This is a genomic window from Pseudoalteromonas sp. APM04, assembly GCF_022809815.1.
Lineage (GTDB): Bacteria > Pseudomonadota > Gammaproteobacteria > Enterobacterales > Alteromonadaceae > Pseudoalteromonas > Pseudoalteromonas marina.
Map to the genome: position 1 here is coordinate 2847923 of NZ_CP094441.1, position 17549 is coordinate 2865471.

A 17549-nucleotide genomic window follows, 5' to 3' on the forward strand; every position below is an offset into this window, starting at 1 on the left:
GCTTAAGTACGCTCAATTAACCAAGCAGTAACGCTATCAAGTGCAGCAGCAAGGTTTTGTGGCTCAGAACCACCTGCTTGTGCCATGTCTGGGCGACCACCACCTTTACCGCCTACTTGAGAAGCCATGTGGTTTACAAGCTCACCGGCTTTTACTTTGCCAGTTAAGTCTTTAGTCACGCCCGCAATTAGACTTACTTTGTCACCGCTGGCAACACCGAGGGCAATAACACCTGAGCCAATCTTGTTTTTAAGGTCGTCAACCATACCGCGAAGCGCTTTAGACTCAGTGCCTTCAACATTTGCAACCAATAGCTTAACGCCATTAATTTCCACAATCGAATCAAGTAACGATGCACCTGCAGCGCTCGCTAGCTTATCGTTAAGCTGAGCAATTTGCTTTTCAAGGCCTTTAGACTTCTCAAGAAGCGCAGTTACTTTTTCAAGTACCGATGCGCTATCGCCTTTAACTAGCGCTGCTACATCGCTAAGCTGTTGCTCTTGCTCACTTACATAAGCAACCGCATCTGCGCCAGTTACTGCTTCTATACGGCGAACACCTGCAGCAATACCACTTTCAGATACTATTTTGAATAAGCCAATATCGCCCGCGCGTTCAACGTGTGTACCACCACAAAGCTCAATTGAGTAATCACCAATGGTTACTACGCGCACTTCGTCGTCGTACTTTTCGCCAAACAGCGCCATTGCACCTTTCGCTTTAGCATCATCAATAGCCATAAGCTCAGTGTTAAGTGCAAAGTTACGGCGAATTTCGTCGTTAACTACACGTTCAATGTCACGAAGTTCGTCTTTAGTTACCGCTTCAAAGTGCGAGAAATCAAATCGTAAACGATCCGCTTGAACTAACGAGCCTTTTTGGCTTACATGTTCACCTAATAACTGACGTAATGCTTCGTGTAAAATATGCGTAGCTGTATGGTTTTTCTTGATGTTCTCACGACGAGCATCATCAATAGTGGCATCCACTTTATCGTTAACACCAATACGGCCTTGTACTGTACCGTGGTGCGCAAATGCATTACCTAGTTTAGTAGTGTTAGTCACATTAAACTCGCCACCAGCCACTGTAATTGTACCGGTATCACCCGTTTGGCCACCCGATTCTGCGTAAAACGGTGTGCGATCTAGTATTACAATGCCTTCTTGGCCATCTTCTAATAACTGTACGGCCTCACCACCGGCAAACACTTCAACCACTGTCGCACTGTAGTGCGTGCTGTCGTAGCCTTTAAAGTCAGTGTGTTTATCTGATTTTAACTGCTCGTTGTAATCGGCACCAAATTTACCAGCTTGCTGCGCAGTTTTACGCTGTACAGCCATGCATTCTTCAAAGCCTTTATGATCAATGGTCATTTGGCGCTCACGCGCAACATCGGCGGTTAAATCGGCAGGGAAACCATACGTATCGTAAAGTTTAAATACTAAATCGCCAGGGATCACATCGCCCTTAAGGTCGCTTAAGCTTTCTTCTAAAATAGCTAAACCACGCTCAAGTGTTTTACCAAATTGCTCTTCTTCAATACGCAGTACTTTTTCGATAATTTCTTGTTGCTTAGCAAGCTCTGGGTACGCTTGACCCATTTGCTCAATAAGTGCAGCAACTAATTTAAAGAAAAACGCGCCTTGTGCGCCAAGCTTATTACCATGGCGTACCGCACGGCGAATAATACGACGAAGTACGTAACCACGTCCTTCGTTAGATGGCATAACACCGTCGGAGATTAAAAACGCACAAGAGCGAATATGATCCGCTACTACGCGAAGTGACTTATCGTCCATATCTTGCGCGTTAGTGACACTCGCCGCCGCTGCAATTAAGCCTTGGAATAAATCGATTTCGTAGTTTGAATGCACGCCCTGCAAAATAGCAGAAATACGCTCAAGGCCCATGCCCGTATCAACAGATTGCTTAGGTAATGGCAGCATAGTACCGTCGCTTTGACGGTTGTACTGCATAAATACGAGGTTCCAAATTTCGATAAAACGGTCGCCGTCTTCCTCTGGAGAGCCCGGAGGACCACCCCAAATATGCTCACCGTGATCGTAAAATATTTCAGAACACGGACCACACGGGCCTGTATCACCCATAGACCAAAAGTTATCTGAGGTAGCTATACGAATAATGCGATCTTCACTTAAGCCAATATCTTTTGACCAGTACTCAAATGCTTCTTCATCATCGTGGTAAATAGTAACAAGCAGTTTTTCCTGAGGTAATTTAACAACCTCAGTTAAAAACTCCCACGCAAACTTAATTGCTTCTTGCTTAAAGTAGTCACCAAAACTGAAGTTACCTAACATTTCAAAAAATGTGTGATGGCGCGCCGTGTAACCCACGTTTTCTAAATCGTTATGTTTACCACCGGCACGCACACAACGCTGCGAGCTTGTTGCACGTGTATATGGGCGAGATTCTGCGCCTAAAAATACATCTTTGAATTGCACCATACCGGCATTGTTAAACAATAACGTGGCATCGTTACCCGGAATAAGCGAGCTTGAAGGAACAACTTGGTGTTGCTTGCTGGCAAAAAAGTCTAAAAACTGTTGCCTAATTTGTGCGGTAGTCATGTGCTGCATGTGAAAATCTCACCTGTATTTACTGTGATTGCATTGCAAAATCGATTTGTTCGTAGCTAAAACCTCGATACATTAAGTAGCGCACGCGCTTAGCCTTGTCTTTGTAATCGAGGTTTGCCGGTGTATTTGAATATTTTTTGTTATACGCATCCTGCGCAAGCTCAAACCAGTCTATTTCAAGCTCTTCAACTACTCTTTCGAGTAGCGAACGGTCAATCCCTTTACCCATGGCCTCGCTTTGAATTCGCTTAAGCCCATGGCATTTAAAAATGTGTTTTCTTACAAAGCCTTCACAGTAACGTTGCTCGTTTATAAAATTGTGCTTTTCGCACCAATCAAGCAAGTTTTCGATAAACTCATCTGTGGCTTCTTTTTGCTGTAATTTAAAGGTTAACTCACGACGCGAGTATTCTTGGCGCCCGAGTAACCAAAGTACATAATTTTTTAATTTTTGTTTTAACTTATCATCCATTAAGCGTCAAAGCGTCCGCTTGTTTCACTGCTTAGTGGCTTAACATTTTTGTCGTCACTTGGTGGGACAATCGGCATAAAAATCGCCTGATAAGAAACAAAAAAACTAATGTAGCAAATCGGCATTAAAATCAACAGTGGTAAGAACGATAAGAACATAGAAACCGCCATAAATAGTACGCAAATAACGCCAAAAACACTCAACGGAAACAAATTATGATAAAAAACCATAAGCGATTGCTTAAGCGCCGTTAAAATACGTTGCTCTTTATTAAAATAAACAAGCGGTACCGCATAGGCAAAGGCCGTTAAATAAATAAGCATGGCCATAAAAAATAAAATAACACTCGCACCCGAAATACTCGCAATAGTTTGCTCAAGTGCAGCTTGAGGTTCAAGCCCTGGCTGGCTCATAATTGCCACGGCATCGGCAAATAAACCGTTTGCTAATAACGCCATTAAAATACCCGCACCCATTTGGTATAACGCCAAACGTACCAAGCCTAAACGGTTTCCTTTAGCTGAAAATGGCTTAAGAATGTCAGCCAACATTATTTTACCGCCTTGCTGTTTGGTCAGCACTGCTTGGTAAAAGCCAGCAGTTAAAAAAGGCGTAGCCAGTGCAGCAACCACTTGCAGTAAAGGTAAAAACAACGACAGTAAGCCCACAATGCCAATAAATAAATGCATAAAAATAAACGTCATTGGCTGGGTTTTAAAAATAAGCCATCCCGCTTTTAACCACTTTAGCCCGGCATCTGCTTTAAATACTCGTAATTGTGTAGACATACTTGCTCTTAATTTATAACGAAACACGCCAAGTATAACTTGGCGTTGGGTGGGATCACAGAGGCAGACCAGTAATATTAAGGTTTTTTAATTTTTTTAATATCTAGCATATGTGCGCCATGCTTTATTTTGGTTTCTAAGTAGGCTTTGTTACCTGCTACACCCGCCTTTATGTGTGCGTGTGTACCAATAACTGTATCAACTTCAATACCCGCATCTTTCAAAGCATTGAGTTTTTTAGGATTGTTGGTCATTAATTTAACGTGCTTTAAGTTAAGCGCATTAAGCATTAATACCGCATCCGAAAAGTCGCGTAAGTCGTCTGCAAAGCCTAAATAGTTATTGGCCTCGTAGGTATTCATACCTTGCGATTGCAATACGTAAGCATCAATCTTATTGTATAAACCAATACCACGGCCTTCTTGGCGTAAGTAAAGCAAAATACCGCCTTGCTCGTGCATCATTTCAATACATTCGTTTAACTGTTCGCCGCAATCACAGCGTGACGAATGAAAAACATCCCCCGTTAAACACTCCGAATGCATACGAATAAGCGGTACATCTTGCTCGGTATCGGCGTTGTTAAACACCATAGCAATATGTTCTTGGCCATCTTTTAGGTCAGTAAATGACACTATTTCTGCAGGGATATCACTATTTTTGCCAACATTAAGTTGGACTCTTGCTCTTACTTGCGCCACGACAAATCCAAATATTTAAATAACTACGACACGACAATAAAGTGATAATATCACAAAAGAGTAAAATTAGATCGTAGTACAACATTGTTTATCGCAATTATATGGCGACGACAGCGCCTGTTTTCAATGACTAACCTTAATTAACCCGAACTCGGGATAATAAACCTATCTCTAGCAGCTATTTTCAGCGCTAACTGCGTTGAATGTAATTGCAATAGGCCTGCTATTAACGCGTAAATTCGCCTTGTTTTCATTGAAAATCTCTGACTAGATAAAAATCTAAGATATCACTCTTATTCAATATGTTAGCAAGTCTCTTAACCAGCGTTCTTGTTAAGTAAAAAACACATTAAATCAACATATAACATTGGCTTTTCGTACCTATTTAATGACAATAGCTATCATCTGTAGTAAGTTATTTTTAGTTAAATTTATCTGAATTTTAAATAAAACGTTTAATAACACGAGAGTAATGACATTTAAGTCTACTGCTTTTTAACCAACGCTTTTAGTGAATAAAATTTAAATCTACTTGTAAAATTACATATCTTTTGCAAATAAATTTAATGTAGTTAGCGCTGTAATTACCACTTAGCATAGAGTTATTATTCAAAGTTCAGGTTCACAATTAATAAGGATCATTATGAAGCCACAACACCTTGCACTATTTGTTGGATTAAGCTTATCTGCCTTTACAAATAATACACTTGCTAGCCAAACTGACAACGCTAAAGCGGCTTTTTCAACTGCCTATCAAAGTTACCTAAACGCAGTAGAAACAAAACACGATATTGAGCAAGCCGCAAAACGAGCTTACACTACAGGCCTTACTTTTTACGGCGATAAAAGCGACAACACAGCAAACCTTGCTATTAATTATGCTAAAGCCATTACACCGCCAAGCACAACAAGCAACAAAAAAAACATAAGGCAGCAGCGTTATAGCCTATACTCGCAAGCGTATACAATTTTAGCTGATAACCACGGCAAAAATGCATTACAAACGCTCGACGCACTTTTAGGTAAAGCCGAAAATGCTAAATCAGCGTCTTTGGCAGAAGATCATCTCGAACGTATAATCGATATTGCTAAAGCACAAAATAAACCAAAATTTGTTGCCGATATGCAATTTGAAGCCGCGTCGTTGTTAGCAAGTAAGTTTGCACATAAAAAGTTTCGTGCAGCGCAAAAGTTATTGAACGAAGCCGATGAATACTACCGTGAAAATTTAGACGAAAACACGGTTGAGCGAATCAAAACAGACTTTTTAGTCGCCTCGTTTGCGCAAAGTAAGAGAAAATATAAAAAAGCGATTGAGCGTTTAAATCATGTTGTTTCGGTATTTGATAGCAACCTAAGCTTTGATCATAACGCCGAACTTACCGCGCACTCAAAACTTGTAAACCTTTACGAAAAAACAGGTCAAAGCGAACAAGCAACTAAACATTGTTTAGCTATTGCCGAAATGGTGCCATGGAAAGACTCACAAGAACAAACACCGGTATACCGCCAACCACCTAAGTACCCAGTAAATAAAGCACGCCAAAATACAGATGGTATTGTTGTTCTTCAGTTTGATGTAGACACTGCCGGGTTTGTAAAAAACTCATCAGTAATAAGCTCAGAAGGTGGCCACGCATTTGAAAAGTCAGCATTAGAGGCACTTAAAAAATGGCGTTATGCCCCCAAATTTGAAAACGGAAGCCCCGTAGTAGCAAGCACCCAGGTGCAAATAGATTTTAAAATAAACCGCTAGCGGTTTTACAAATAAAAAAGGCGCTATTTAGCGCCTTTTTTATTTTTATTCACGACGCCCTAAAATTCGTAACTAATACGAATAGCACCATCGGCTCTTTTTTCGTTGCTGTCACTTGTTTTACCATAGCCCGCATCAAGTATTAGTCTAAAACCACTATTATTTAAGCCGTTAAAGTTATAACTGTATGTAAGCCCAATACCATTTGTGGTTTCATCATCAAATATTTGCCCTAGCGCACATCCAAAAATATTACCTAGCTCGCTAGCAATATCGTCAGTGTTTGTGCTTTCACATGGTTGGTCGGTATCACGTGCGCCAATAGCCCCAACTAACACACCCAATGCGTGTTTATTGTTATCACTAACTGCGTGTTCAAAACCCACTGAAAAGCCATCATCTAGGCCAATTTTATAGTTTGCGTACCAGCGTTGAGAATTGTTATCTGCCGATAAAGACACTTCAGGTACAACCAAGTAAGGGTAGCCACCCCCAATCGAAAAGCTCACATCATTAGCAAAAGCAGAACCCGAACCAAGTGATAGAACCAGTAGTAATATTTTTGTATTCATAATATTCCTTTTGAGTAAGGATAAATCGTACTCAATTGAGGAACAAAGGGCAATAAAACAAATGTTCGTTAATGTAACAAACTGATAAGAGGCGCTTACATTTTAGCAAGTATGTTATCGCTGGCCGCTTCTATTAAATCAAGTACGTTTTCAAAGCCGTCGTCACCACCGTAATAGGGATCAGGTATGGCACTTGTGCTTTGCTCCCCGTACTCTAAAAACAACGCTAACTTATAGTGTAAATGCGTTGGGCACTGCTCTTTTAAATCAGTTAAATTTTGTTTGTCGGCTGCTAAAATTAAATCAAACTCGTTAAAGTCGCTAGTGCGAACTTTACGCGAGTGTATTCCTTTAAAGCTATAGCCGCGCTTTTCACCCGCCGCCATTGAACGGCTATCGGGGGATTTTCCTTCGTGATAGCCAATTGTACCTGCAGAATCGACCACCACCTTTACACCCAAGGCTTTTGCACGCGCTTTTAAAACCGCCTCAGCAGTAGGTGAACGGCAAATATTACCTAAACATACAATCAGTACCTTTTTCATAGCGGCTCCTTAAATTAGGCTTTAAAACTGTTTTAATATGCTCTCTTCGTAATCGTCAGCATTTAGCGTTAAATTAAACTGCGCAGCAACCGAATCTAACTCAGCTTGTTTAATGGCTAGGTCTTCCATTGTTATGAGGTTGTCGTCTAGCTGCCACAATAAACGCGAGCCCGCATAACTGTAATGAATGGCTAATAGTGCAGCGGGGTTACCTTCGCGCCCAGCAGCTTTTAACTTTGGCATTTTACGGGTTATTTTATTAAGTGCCTGTTTTAGCTTCCATACATAAACCACTTCGGTCATGTAAGGATGAGTGCGGTATTTATTTAACAACCACCCTATGGCTAAACTTGTAATAACCACACCAGTTAAGTTCCAATGAAAATGGCTTCCGCTTTCATCCGGAAACAACGCAATCAGCGTTTGCGATATAGCTAAGCTCCCCGCCGCAAGCGAGGCCGCACAGCCCACAATGACACGATTTAAATGCTTACGATAACGCGATTTATTTATTTCAATGAGTTGCATAACAGCCTAAAAAGTTAATAAGTAAAAGAATGCGAAACGCTATTGTAACTAAACCCCGCATTTTTTATAAAAATATTTCACCCCTTTTTGATTTGCCACCCGTTATAGCTCTGAAAACCACATAATGAGTTAACTAGGAGCGGCTTATGCACACACTTGAAACCCCAAATAACCCAACATTTATAAAAACATCAACCGCCGTTATTGGTGGTGCAGCAATGACCTTTGCCGCCTTTGCATTTATGCAATACCTAATCAGTGGCGACCAACGCGCACCACTAGACCCTGGCAAAGAAATAACGGTTGAAATATTTAAAGTGCCTGAAGATTCAAAAGTAAGACACATAGATAAAATGCCAGAACCACCTACACCAAAAATGCCGCCTAAAGCGCCACCGCGTGTAACACCTAGCGCCGACCCCGTTATGGCAATCAACACGGCGCCGCCATTAATAATGGATGACTTTGGTGACGGCATTAACAATACCCTTAATCGCCCAACGGGAGATGCCTCACCCATTGTGCGTATAAATCCAAAGTACCCAACCACCGCTGCGCGTGATGGAATAGAAGGCTGGGTACAACTTAGCTTTAATATTTCGCCCACTGGCGAAGTAATAGACGCGGTAGTTTTAAACGCCGAACCAAAACGTATATTTAACCGCGAAGCACTACGCGCTATTAAACGTTGGAAATACCGCCCAAAAGTAATTGAAGGTGTGGCACAATTACAAACAGATCAAACGGTTCAACTTGATTTTAAATTAGATAGCTCTATTTAACGGACTAAACGCCTATGCTAATGAGTATTAAAACCTGGTTATTTGAAACGCCCAGCAAAGACTGCATGGCGCGTTATGCAAAAAGTGGAGAAAACCGTCACTTAGAGCAGCTTATTGCACTCTACAGTAACGATTTATACCACTACCTAGTTACGCAATCTAATACTCACTTAGCATACGACGTAAGCCAGCAAACATGGCTAAAAGTAATTGAAAAGCGCCACCTTTACCAAGCGCAAACCACGCCTAAAGCGTGGTTGTTTAAACTCGCACGTAACACGCTAATAGACGAATACCGAAAACAGCAACACTTTGTGGAGCTTGACGAAAACAGCCTACAACCTTTGCAAAGTGCCAATCAAAGCGAATTAACACGTAGTGACTCGCACATAGGTGACACACACATTAGTTACGAAGCATTCAACACGGCGCTCAAGCAACTGAGCTTTGTGCAACGCGAAGCCATCACCTTACAACAAGAAGGTTTTAGCCTTGCCGACATAGAGCTTATAACGCAAAGCAACGCCCAAACCATAAAAACAAGACTGCGCTATGCCAAACAAAACCTAAAACAATTATTAGGAGACAATAATGAACAAGCCTGATGAGCAGTTTGATGAAAAGCTTACAAACCACTTTAAAGCGCGTAAAGCTCGTACAACCCTTTCGCATGCTCAACAACAGGCGTTAAAACACAGCGTAGCTCAAAAACAACCTAAAAAGTTAGGCTTTGCCCTGCAACTCACAAGCCTTACCTGCGCTCTGGGCTTACTGGCCTTTATAGTGCTCAACAGCAACAACGTAATAAATACCGCCCCTAAAACCGTATTAAACACCATAGATATACACGACTACTCGTTTATAACAACGCATGAAATAGATCAAACAGGTAGCTATACAAGCGTCATAACGCAACAAAAACACGCGCTCGACACCCAATTAGCAAACGATTTACGCCGCCACCAGCAACGCCACATAGAATACGGCACGCTCGTAAAGGTCGACAACGACTGGTACATAGCCAGTTGTCATTACGAGGTGCTAGTGCAAATTAAGCAGTCGCTATTGAGTGATTTAAAGGGAAGGCACGCAGTAGAAAGTAATATCAATACCGGTGATATGCTCGCTATGGCGCATAACGGCAAAGGGGAAATTATTGCCCTGAAGCATGCAGGAGTTGGGGTGAGGCAGTGCAAGGCTTAGGTTATTTTTAGCATGGTGGTAATTTAAATAAGTAATTACCACCGAGAACACAGAGGCGCTTCGCGCTGCACAGAGATAGTTAACTATCACCCATGTAATCTAATGGTGAAGAAAGCTCTATAAAATCACGGTAGTGTTCTTTTATGATTTTGTTGTATTCATCTTCGATATAAATATAGTCAAGCCATAATAAAGTAACTTCTGGAGAAATTTCTATTTTATGCTGTGCTAACGCCTTTTCTGCGTTTTGCAACTGAGTTAAACTGTAATCGCTATCAGGAATCCAAACATCATAAGGGTTTAATTCTGAGACAAAAGCACGAAAAAAAATATTCTTAATAAATTTTGATAGTGAAATAGGATAATTCCCCGTGGAATAGCTATTTTCTTTTGAACCAAAATTGTCATTATAAAATGTACTTATATATCTCTGTGGCTCAATAAAATAAATTATCTCGGCTGATAAATACTCTTTTGATATATCCTTTTGTAAGAAGTCAGCTAGGCTAATATCTATGATCTTATTTTCATCACCTCGTTCTGTTCTTTTGAACCTACCATTTATTATCTCCTCATAAAGTGGGTGGTCTTTTTCATGGATACAAAACAAAATAGCGAGCACAAGAACATCTACTTTTTTGCCACTTGGTAAATTAATAATAATGGCTGTAATACGTTCAGTAATTTGAATAGCTGCTCTTGCTGATACCTGAAAGGCATCTAATACAACTGAGATATTAGCTAAAGTGGTTTCGGACGTTTTGGTACGAGGGAGCAGCTCAATATTTTTACTTTCTAAATACGCAGTTTCAAATTTAGTTGTATCGCTATGTACTGATAAAAAGTCTTTTAAAACAGGACGCTTTAAACTGTAACGACTATTAAAAAAACGGCCTAAATAAACCTTAGCGTCAAACCCTTCACCGTATATTGATTTTATTGTATGTTGTAGCTGCTCGGTATCCGTAGCCACAACAAATACGATACCTTTTACATCAAAAATATGTTTAATTGTCTCAAGCATTTCTACTGCATAACTTGGGCGACAACGGTCTAATTCATCAATAAAAATAAATATGGGTAACGATTTACCTTCCTGCTCTTCAAACTTACAGACCCAATCAGCTAACTTAGATTTTATTACTTCAATGCTTTTGTTTTTAGCTTCATGATCTTTAATTAAGTTTTGTGCAAGCACCTTTACTGCGGGCGAAAAGTCGCTGCCAGTTAACTTGTTAGAATTTTGCTTTTGATCATCTTCAATTTCTTCATCAGAGAATAGTAATGTGTGTAACTCATCTAAATCTATGCCTGATATTTTTTTAGTTAGGCCTTGTGCAATAGCAGGTGCAACAGCCTTAAACATAGAAACTGCACTCTTAGGAATAGTTATATTAAACTTAGCCTGACGTTGAAGCTGCTTGATGATACCTGCAATTACAGTTAAAAATGGATCGTCCGAATAGTCTTGCTGCCATGCATCAATATAAACTACAGGGTAACCTACTATTAATTCCTGTGACCAACGCTTAAGAAAATAGGTTTTACCTGCCCCCCACTCAGCGTTTAAGTTTAATACATAGTTTTTCTTTTGCTCTTCATCAGGCCTGCTTTCGTCAAATCCCTCTTGAGCCAATAGCCTTGATAAAAATGTAGCGTAGCGAGCACGATCTAATTTATCTGCAGGAAAATACTCTTCTAATGGAGGATTAGTTGCTTTACTCCAATTGAATTCTTTAATGTCGTGCATTTAATTTCCCTTTAAATCATTCTTTTTCACATAATGCCATACAACATTCAATGAACGTAACCTATTAATAAAAAGCTATTATTATTTATCTCTGTGTAGCGCCTAGATGTGCTCGATGGTGATCAATCTTAAATAAAAAAGCCTGCGATTAAGCAGGCTTTTAAATATTTAAATTCCGAGTTTTTACAGCACAATAATGCTAATAACCAAATAAGCAATAAAGGTCAGTGCGCCACCAAATAACGCGTACGGTAGCTGGGTTTTAACGTGAGTGAGTAAGTCACACCCCGATGCAAGCGCCGACACCGCGCTGGTATCGGATATAGGCGAACAGTGATCGCCAAATATACCGCCGCCCAAAATAGCACCGACCACCAATGAAGGTGGTAAACCCAGTGCTTGTATGAGCGGTACGCCAATGGGGATAAGTATGGCAAACGTGCCCCACGATGTACCCGTAGTAAACGACATAACCGCCCCTGTTAAAAACAGCACGGGCACTATTAAGTAAATAGGTAAGTAGTCGCCTACCAATGACGCAACAAACACACCCGTACCTAGCTCTTTTAAGCTTGCACCTAACGTAAGCGAGAGCAAAACAATACTTACCAATGGAAGTAATTCACCCATGCCTTTAAAGCCAGTATCAACCAATTGGTGGTGGGTAAATTGGCGCGAACTAATCATTAGTAAGTAAGCAACCACAATCGCGAGTACAGTTGCATATAATACCGATTTAGAGCCGCTACCTTCTGCCAACACACCGTTACCAGTGTAAAACATAAAGCCTACCATGCTGGCAATTAGCGTAAATAATGGCACTAACATAAAGCGCGCTTTAGAGCCTTTTACTTCTTCTTTTAGCTCGTTTGTTTGTAGCTCTAATTTTTGTTCGGCCTCTTTCATTGGGCCATGTACTTTATCAAACGCAATGGTGTAAAAAACAATAACCAAGGTAATTATGGCGTAAAAGTTATACCCAACGCTGCCCCACAGTACCGATACCGCCGATTCGCCCAATTCGTAATTACCTAATAAGCCCAGCACAAATGCACCCCAGCCGTTAAGTAGTATTAAAATACACACAGGGGCACTGGTACTATCTATAATGTAGGCAAGGCGTGCACGGCTCATTTTAAATTTGTCGAACAGGCCACGCGACAAAATACCCGACGTAAGCACGCTTAGGTTTGACTCTATAAACACCGCAACGCCAGTAAACATAGTTAAAAAGCCAACTTGGCGCTTACCTTTTGCAACCCCTTTGTTCATTAATAAGTTAACCGTTGCCGCCACACCGCCAGATTCACGAATGTAGGCAAGTAAGGCTCCTATTAAAATACTAAATATGAGTATGCGGCTGTTACCCGGCGAACTTGTCACCGAGATAATACGCTCTATGGTATTTAAAAATGTTGAAAATACGCTATTTCCTTCCCCTTGTAAGGCAAGTAAAAACTCAGAAGACGCCACGGCAACTAGCAGCGCCATAATGACTTCTTTGCGCCAAAACACGATAGCAATCGCAATTAGCGGCGGTAAAATAGAATACCAATGCATAAAAAGTTAACCTTAATTATTAACAACCCGCGCTTAAACGCTTATATGTTAAGCCCAAAACTTAAAAAGTGGCTTAATGGAGTAAACCGCTTAGCTTAATGGATTGATGTTGCCAAGTCACCTGCAAATAAGCCATTGGGCGTAACTGTATTAGCCCATTTTAACCTATACGATAATTTATTGATTTAACAGCGCTTCGTAAACAAGCGATACCACAGATCCGTATTGCGCGGTTTCGAATTGTTTGCCTGTAAATTCATAACGTTTTTGTGTGCCTTTAATTGCAGTGTGGCGCGCGTTAGTAAGCAAAACAATGGCCAAGTCGTAAGCGGGATCGATTACTGTTACGGTGCCTGTCCAACCGGTATGGCCATACGCTTGTGCGCTGGCATAAGGGCCAAAGTGCCAACGCCGTGCTTGGTTATTACCTGCAAGCCTAAAACCTAGGCCGTACGTTTCGTTAGTGCTTTGCGGCGTTAAAAACTGCGCTAAGGCACTTGCACTAAATAATTGTTGGTCGCCGTAGCCACCATTATTTAATAATAGCTGGCAAAGCACAGCTAAATCGTGAGCGTTACTAAATAACCCGGCATGCCCAGCAACGCCGCCAAACGAGTAAAATGCGCGTTCGTCATGAACTTGGCCTTGCAACACATGTGTTCGAATATTATCAAAAGTAATACGCCCATCGCGGGTGTTGCCGCTAAGTTCGGTGGCTGCAAATTGACTACGCTCAAAGCCTTTTTTAAGGGGGTTAAATAGCGTGTTACTCAGTGCAAGGGGTTTATAAACGTGCTGCTCTAAGTACTCGTCTAGTGGCAGCCCTGTTATGCGCTCAACCAATACACCTAAAATCATGTAATCAATATCAGAATATACATGTTGCATTGGTTTTTTGTTATTAAGCGGCACTTTGGTGAGCAAAAGCTGTTTAGTGGTTTGGCTATTTTGAGAATAAAATGCATCGCCTTGCTGTGTATCTTTTCGGTGAAAATCAAACACAGGTGGGTAGCCTGCGCTATGAGTAAGTAACTCTTTTACTGTGCGTTGCTCTCGCCCACCCCCTGTGTATTCTGTTAAATAACTTTGCACGGGGTTGTTTATATTGAGTTGCCCTTCGCTTATTAGTTTCATGAGTGCAAAGTTAGTGGCAAATATTTTAGTGTTTGAGGCTAAGTCAAATAGAGTATTGGTTTGCATAGGCTCTGGGCGCAGTAGCATTAGATCGTTTTGCTGGTACTGCTTTGCATCACCATAAGCTGTGAGTTTTATTAGCTCGCCATTTTTAACAACCGCCAGCACTGCACCAGGAAACCCCGCTTTAATATCACGCTCAATAAGTTCATCAACGTCAGTAAAATCAACTGGCTTGTTAGGCGTTAAATTTAATGTAGGAAATGCAAAACGCAGCGTTAAGCTTGCGCCTTTAGGTAAAATATTTTCTACCTTAAATGTGTTTATCCCATTATGAGTATGCGCCGCTAAGCTGTAATTATAAAGCGTATTAGTGGTTAACGTATTGGTAGCAAGTTTTTGATTGTTTATGTAAATATCGGCACTTTCGGCACTGTGGTTTTGTATTAATAATTGGCCGCGACCTTTATACGCTTTAAATGTGCCACGGTTGTTTACATAAAACCGGCTACTTGGATTTGGCTCAGGAAAGCTGGCTACAACTTGTGCGTTTGGCAGCTCTATTAGCTGACTTTTAGTCAGCAATGGCTGCGATTTTAATGAATTATATGTACTACTGCAGCCTATAATAATTAAACTCAAAGCGGCTAACCATGCGTTTTTTATGGAGCGAGTATTTTTTAAAATAAATAACATGGTTAAGCCTTACTCATATAACAAATAAGGCGCTCGTTGCGCTTTAAATTGTGTGAGGCCGCGTTGCCAGCTTTTCTTTATTTGCGCAGCCGACTGCCCTGCCTCTATAGCTAAACGCAATTTATTAGTACCTGCCAATTTATCCATAAAACCAGCGCGTTCAAAAAAATCGACGTTATCTTTATTAAGGGTGGCGTAGGCGTTTATTAAGTACGTTAAATTTAGCCCTGCGGCGTTTACTTGCCTTAAATCAAGGCCATGTATCGTTGTATTTTTAAATTTAGGGTTTAAAGCAGCGCCTTTAATAGCCCGCGGTGTAAAATTAAAATCCCCTAATTTTACCGGCGAATAACCAATAACCTGAAACGCAAAATCGGTGCCGCGGCCAATACTCACAGGGGTTGCTTCAAAAAAGCACAGCGATGGGTAAAGCGCGATTGATTGATCGTTTGGTAAATTAGGGCTGGGTTTTACAGGTAAGCTATAACGAGTTGTGCGTGTGTAACGATCAACCGGGATCACGGTGAGCTTTAGATCGGTGGCTTTATTGATCCAGCCCTCGCCTTTGATCATGTTAGCCAGCTCACCTACCGTCATTCCATGTAGCACGGGTATTGGGTGCATGCCTACAAACGATTTAAATTCGCGCTCAAGAATTGGCCCGTCAATATAGGCAATATTGGGGTTTGGCCTATCAAGCACTATAAATTCAACACCTTGCTCAGCCGCAGCCTCCATCATGTAATGCATAGAGCTTATATAGGTATAAAAACGTACACCCACATCTTGAATATCAAAAACAATAACATCTACATTGCTAAGAGCTTCAGCGCTTGGCTTTTTGTTTTTGCCATAAATAGAAATTAGTGGAATGCCGGTTTTGCTATCTATGGCGTTTTTAACATGAGCACCGGCGTCGTGATCGCCTCTAAAACCATGCTCGGGTGCAAAAATTTTGGTTATGTTTATATTTTTACTAAGCAGGCTGTCAACCAAGTGTGCTTGCCCTACTAAAGAGGTTTGATTTACCACTAACCCAACACGTTTATTTTGTAATTGCGGTAAGTACACTGCCGGCTGTTCAGCCCCTACGGTTACTGAATGCTTTGCTTCATTCGCGTGTGTGGTAATAGTAAAAAGCGCACTTAAACTCAATAAAAATATAAAAAATACGGTTTTAAACATACAGCAAGATCCTTTTAAACAAGGTGTTTAAAATACCACAGCTTAAGTTAAAGAGCAGCGAATGCTTTTGAGTCGATACATAAGTAATTAGAAGCTACGCTTCTCACGTGAGCACGTTCTACGTCTACGACGATTTAAGCTTCAGCGTTTAATTACTCATAGTGGTTTTGAACTACTCATTTACTCCTCTTTTATTTCTCTTTGTGCAGTTATTTTTAAGAGCGTTATTCACAAAGAGGTTTAGAGACGCTGCGCTTTTAGAGAAGTGACTAAATGGAAGATTTGGCAGTATGTATCATTAGGTTTAACTGATATCTGAAAGCTTTCTCAAATTTCAGGCACAAAAAACCGACTTAGCATCGGCTTATGTATGAAAGTGGTGGGCGCAGGACGTACCTTCTAAGAGTGAACCTCTGACCGTCGGGTTCGTGGCTTGCTATTTTCCCATATTCACTTTATTTCAGGCACAAAAAAACCGACTTAATGTCGGCTTATTTATGAAAGTGGTGGGCGCAGGAGGATTCGAACCTCCGACCGCCTGGTTCGTAGCCAGGTACTCTATCCAGCTGAGCTATGCGCCCACTTTCATTCTTTTTTACTTGTTTATACTCTAAGTAGAGTGTGTAAAAGTGGTGGGCGCAGGAGGATTCGAACCTCCGACCGCCTGGTTCGTAGCCAGGTACTCTATCCAGCTGAGCTATGCGCCCACTTTTACTATTTGCTTTTTTATACTCTAAGCAGAGTGTGTAAAGAGTGGTGGGCGCAGGAGGATTCGAACCTCCGACCGCCTGGTTCGTAGCCAGGTACTCTATCCAGCTGAGCTATGCGCCCATCTTTACGTTTACAAGATTTCGCCATTTAAAAAATGGTGGAGAGGGAGGGATTCGAACCCTCGATAGAGCTACAAACTCTATACTCCCTTAGCAGGGGAGCTCCTTCGGCCACTCGGACACCTCTCCGTCTTGTGGGGCGTATAATAAAGATTTCAGAAAATATGTCAAACACTTTTCTATCAAAAGTGTCTATATGGTTACAGAACACACATATGTTATGTTTTTATATTAAAGAAGCCTAATTTTTAAGCTAATTAACTCTCTTCGTTAGGCGTATGTGTGTCGTCGGTTGGTACGCATTTATCTTTTAAACTAGCTAGGTACTGCTCTTGATAACCTAGCTGTTGAAACTCTGCAATGCATGCTCGGTAAAAAGCTTCTCGCTCTCGCTCTGTTTGACTAAGTTCTTCCGACTCTTCGATAGTTTTATCTGTCATTTTA

16 protein-coding genes and 4 tRNA genes are annotated in these 17549 nt (G+C 41.1%); 4 read left to right on the top strand and 16 right to left on the bottom strand.

Annotated features, from left to right (window positions below):
- Positions 1–2: 2 nt before the first annotated feature.
- From alaS to ribA, 4 genes are all read right to left on the bottom strand, one after another.
- Positions 3–2603, bottom strand: a complete 2601-nt coding sequence (gene alaS, locus MTP24_RS13165) for an alanine--tRNA ligase (RefSeq protein ID WP_243531595.1) — start codon at positions 2601–2603, stop codon at positions 3–5.
- 19 nt (positions 2604–2622) lie between these two features.
- A complete protein-coding gene (locus MTP24_RS13170) occupies positions 2623–3075 on the bottom strand; it encodes a regulatory protein RecX (RefSeq protein WP_006794350.1) in 453 nt (150 codons plus the stop codon).
- The gene (locus tag MTP24_RS13175; RefSeq protein WP_008129389.1) at positions 3075–3863 is read right to left on the bottom strand and encodes a BPSS1780 family membrane protein; all 789 of its coding nucleotides are present in this window, start codon (positions 3861–3863) and stop codon (positions 3075–3077) included. Before MTP24_RS13175 ends, MTP24_RS13170 begins: the two co-directional genes overlap by 1 nt.
- A 77-nt stretch (positions 3864–3940) precedes the next feature.
- Positions 3941–4564 carry a GTP cyclohydrolase II gene (ribA, locus tag MTP24_RS13180; RefSeq protein WP_243531597.1) on the bottom strand — a complete coding sequence of 208 codons (624 nt, stop codon included), beginning with the start codon at positions 4562–4564 and terminating at the stop codon, positions 3941–3943.
- A gap of 643 nt (positions 4565–5207) precedes the next feature.
- Between ribA and MTP24_RS13185 the strand changes: the two genes are divergently transcribed.
- Positions 5208–6320 (top strand): energy transducer TonB, encoded by a 1113-nt coding sequence (locus MTP24_RS13185; RefSeq protein WP_138740281.1) that lies wholly within the window; start codon positions 5208–5210, stop codon positions 6318–6320.
- A gap of 59 nt (positions 6321–6379) precedes the next feature.
- On the opposite strand, the gene MTP24_RS13190 is transcribed toward MTP24_RS13185, so the two are convergent.
- The 3 genes from MTP24_RS13190 to MTP24_RS13200 all read right to left on the bottom strand — a co-directional run bounded on the left by MTP24_RS13190 (position 6380) and on the right by MTP24_RS13200 (position 7965).
- Positions 6380–6892 (bottom strand): hypothetical protein, encoded by a 513-nt coding sequence (locus tag MTP24_RS13190; RefSeq protein ID WP_008129036.1) that lies wholly within the window; start codon positions 6890–6892, stop codon positions 6380–6382.
- 95 nt (positions 6893–6987) lie between these two features.
- The gene (locus MTP24_RS13195) at positions 6988–7437 is read right to left on the bottom strand and encodes a low molecular weight protein-tyrosine-phosphatase (RefSeq protein ID WP_039038238.1); all 450 of its coding nucleotides are present in this window, start codon (positions 7435–7437) and stop codon (positions 6988–6990) included.
- A 21-nt stretch (positions 7438–7458) separates the two neighbouring features.
- Complete coding sequence (locus MTP24_RS13200) at positions 7459–7965, bottom strand: DUF3087 domain-containing protein (protein WP_243531599.1); 507 nt, start codon at positions 7963–7965, stop codon at positions 7459–7461.
- A 146-nt stretch (positions 7966–8111) separates the two neighbouring features.
- Between MTP24_RS13200 and MTP24_RS13205 the strand changes: the two genes are divergently transcribed.
- From MTP24_RS13205 to MTP24_RS13215, 3 genes are read left to right on the top strand one after another with little or no spacing between them, the layout of a single operon-like run.
- On the top strand, positions 8112–8747 hold the full coding sequence (locus MTP24_RS13205) for an energy transducer TonB (protein WP_243531602.1): 636 nt from the start codon (positions 8112–8114) through the stop codon (positions 8745–8747).
- Between the two features lie 14 nt (positions 8748–8761).
- Positions 8762–9352: a sigma-70 family RNA polymerase sigma factor gene (locus MTP24_RS13210; RefSeq protein WP_243531604.1), complete on the top strand. Its 591-nt coding sequence runs from the start codon at positions 8762–8764 to the stop codon at positions 9350–9352.
- On the top strand, positions 9339–9950 hold the full coding sequence (locus MTP24_RS13215; RefSeq protein WP_243531605.1) for a hypothetical protein: 612 nt from the start codon (positions 9339–9341) through the stop codon (positions 9948–9950). Before MTP24_RS13210 ends, MTP24_RS13215 begins: the two co-directional genes overlap by 14 nt.
- 79 nt (positions 9951–10029) lie before the next feature.
- Here MTP24_RS13215 and MTP24_RS13220 read toward each other — a convergent pair whose 3' ends face one another.
- From MTP24_RS13220 to MTP24_RS13260, 9 genes are all read right to left on the bottom strand, one after another.
- On the bottom strand, positions 10030–11700 hold the full coding sequence (locus MTP24_RS13220) for a P-loop NTPase fold protein (protein WP_243531607.1): 1671 nt from the start codon (positions 11698–11700) through the stop codon (positions 10030–10032).
- 183 nt (positions 11701–11883) lie between these two features.
- On the bottom strand, positions 11884–13260 hold the full coding sequence (locus MTP24_RS13225; RefSeq protein ID WP_243531609.1) for a Na+/H+ antiporter NhaC family protein: 1377 nt from the start codon (positions 13258–13260) through the stop codon (positions 11884–11886).
- A gap of 177 nt (positions 13261–13437) precedes the next feature.
- On the bottom strand, positions 13438–15090 hold the full coding sequence (gene pbp4b / locus MTP24_RS13230; protein WP_203984929.1) for a penicillin binding protein PBP4B: 1653 nt from the start codon (positions 15088–15090) through the stop codon (positions 13438–13440).
- Positions 15091–15099: 9 nt separating this feature from the next.
- Entirely contained in the window at positions 15100–16275 is a 1176-nt protein-coding gene (locus MTP24_RS13235; RefSeq protein ID WP_203984931.1) for a DUF1343 domain-containing protein, read from the bottom strand.
- Positions 16276–16779: 504 nt separating this feature from the next.
- A tRNA-Arg gene (locus MTP24_RS13240) sits at positions 16780–16856 on the bottom strand.
- Positions 16857–16905: 49 nt separating this feature from the next.
- A tRNA-Arg gene (locus tag MTP24_RS13245) sits at positions 16906–16982 on the bottom strand.
- Positions 16983–17029: 47 nt separating this feature from the next.
- Positions 17030–17106 (bottom strand) — tRNA-Arg (locus tag MTP24_RS13250).
- A 35-nt stretch (positions 17107–17141) separates the two neighbouring features.
- Positions 17142–17234 (bottom strand) — tRNA-Ser (locus MTP24_RS13255).
- Positions 17235–17362: 128 nt separating this feature from the next.
- The gene (locus tag MTP24_RS13260) at positions 17363–17545 is read right to left on the bottom strand and encodes a hypothetical protein (protein WP_010556551.1); all 183 of its coding nucleotides are present in this window, start codon (positions 17543–17545) and stop codon (positions 17363–17365) included.
- Positions 17546–17549 lie beyond the last annotated feature (4 nt).

Bases quoted from the DNA above. Each gene is read 5' to 3' on its own strand.
- MTP24_RS13190 (WP_008129036.1), bottom strand. From the start codon at position 6,892: ATGAATACAAAAATATTACTACTGGTTCTATCACTTGGTTCGGGTTCT.
- pbp4b (WP_203984929.1), bottom strand. From the start codon at position 15,090: ATGTTATTTATTTTAAAAAATACTCGCTCCATAAAAAACGCATGGTTA.
- alaS (WP_243531595.1), bottom strand. From the start codon at position 2,603: ATGCAGCACATGACTACCGCACAAATTAGGCAACAGTTTTTAGACTTT.
- MTP24_RS13175 (WP_008129389.1), bottom strand. From the start codon at position 3,863: ATGTCTACACAATTACGAGTATTTAAAGCAGATGCCGGGCTAAAGTGG.
- MTP24_RS13220 (WP_243531607.1), bottom strand. From the start codon at position 11,700: ATGCACGACATTAAAGAATTCAATTGGAGTAAAGCAACTAATCCTCCA.
- MTP24_RS13260 (WP_010556551.1), bottom strand. From the start codon at position 17,545: ATGACAGATAAAACTATCGAAGAGTCGGAAGAACTTAGTCAAACAGAG.
- MTP24_RS13225 (WP_243531609.1), bottom strand. From the start codon at position 13,260: ATGCATTGGTATTCTATTTTACCGCCGCTAATTGCGATTGCTATCGTG.
- MTP24_RS13205 (WP_243531602.1), top strand. From the start codon at position 8,112: ATGCACACACTTGAAACCCCAAATAACCCAACATTTATAAAAACATCA.
- MTP24_RS13215 (WP_243531605.1), top strand. From the start codon at position 9,339: ATGAACAAGCCTGATGAGCAGTTTGATGAAAAGCTTACAAACCACTTT.
- MTP24_RS13200 (WP_243531599.1), bottom strand. From the start codon at position 7,965: ATGCAACTCATTGAAATAAATAAATCGCGTTATCGTAAGCATTTAAAT.
- MTP24_RS13185 (WP_138740281.1), top strand. From the start codon at position 5,208: ATGAAGCCACAACACCTTGCACTATTTGTTGGATTAAGCTTATCTGCC.
- MTP24_RS13170 (WP_006794350.1), bottom strand. From the start codon at position 3,075: ATGGATGATAAGTTAAAACAAAAATTAAAAAATTATGTACTTTGGTTA.
- MTP24_RS13210 (WP_243531604.1), top strand. From the start codon at position 8,762: ATGCTAATGAGTATTAAAACCTGGTTATTTGAAACGCCCAGCAAAGAC.
- MTP24_RS13195 (WP_039038238.1), bottom strand. From the start codon at position 7,437: ATGAAAAAGGTACTGATTGTATGTTTAGGTAATATTTGCCGTTCACCT.
- MTP24_RS13235 (WP_203984931.1), bottom strand. From the start codon at position 16,275: ATGTTTAAAACCGTATTTTTTATATTTTTATTGAGTTTAAGTGCGCTT.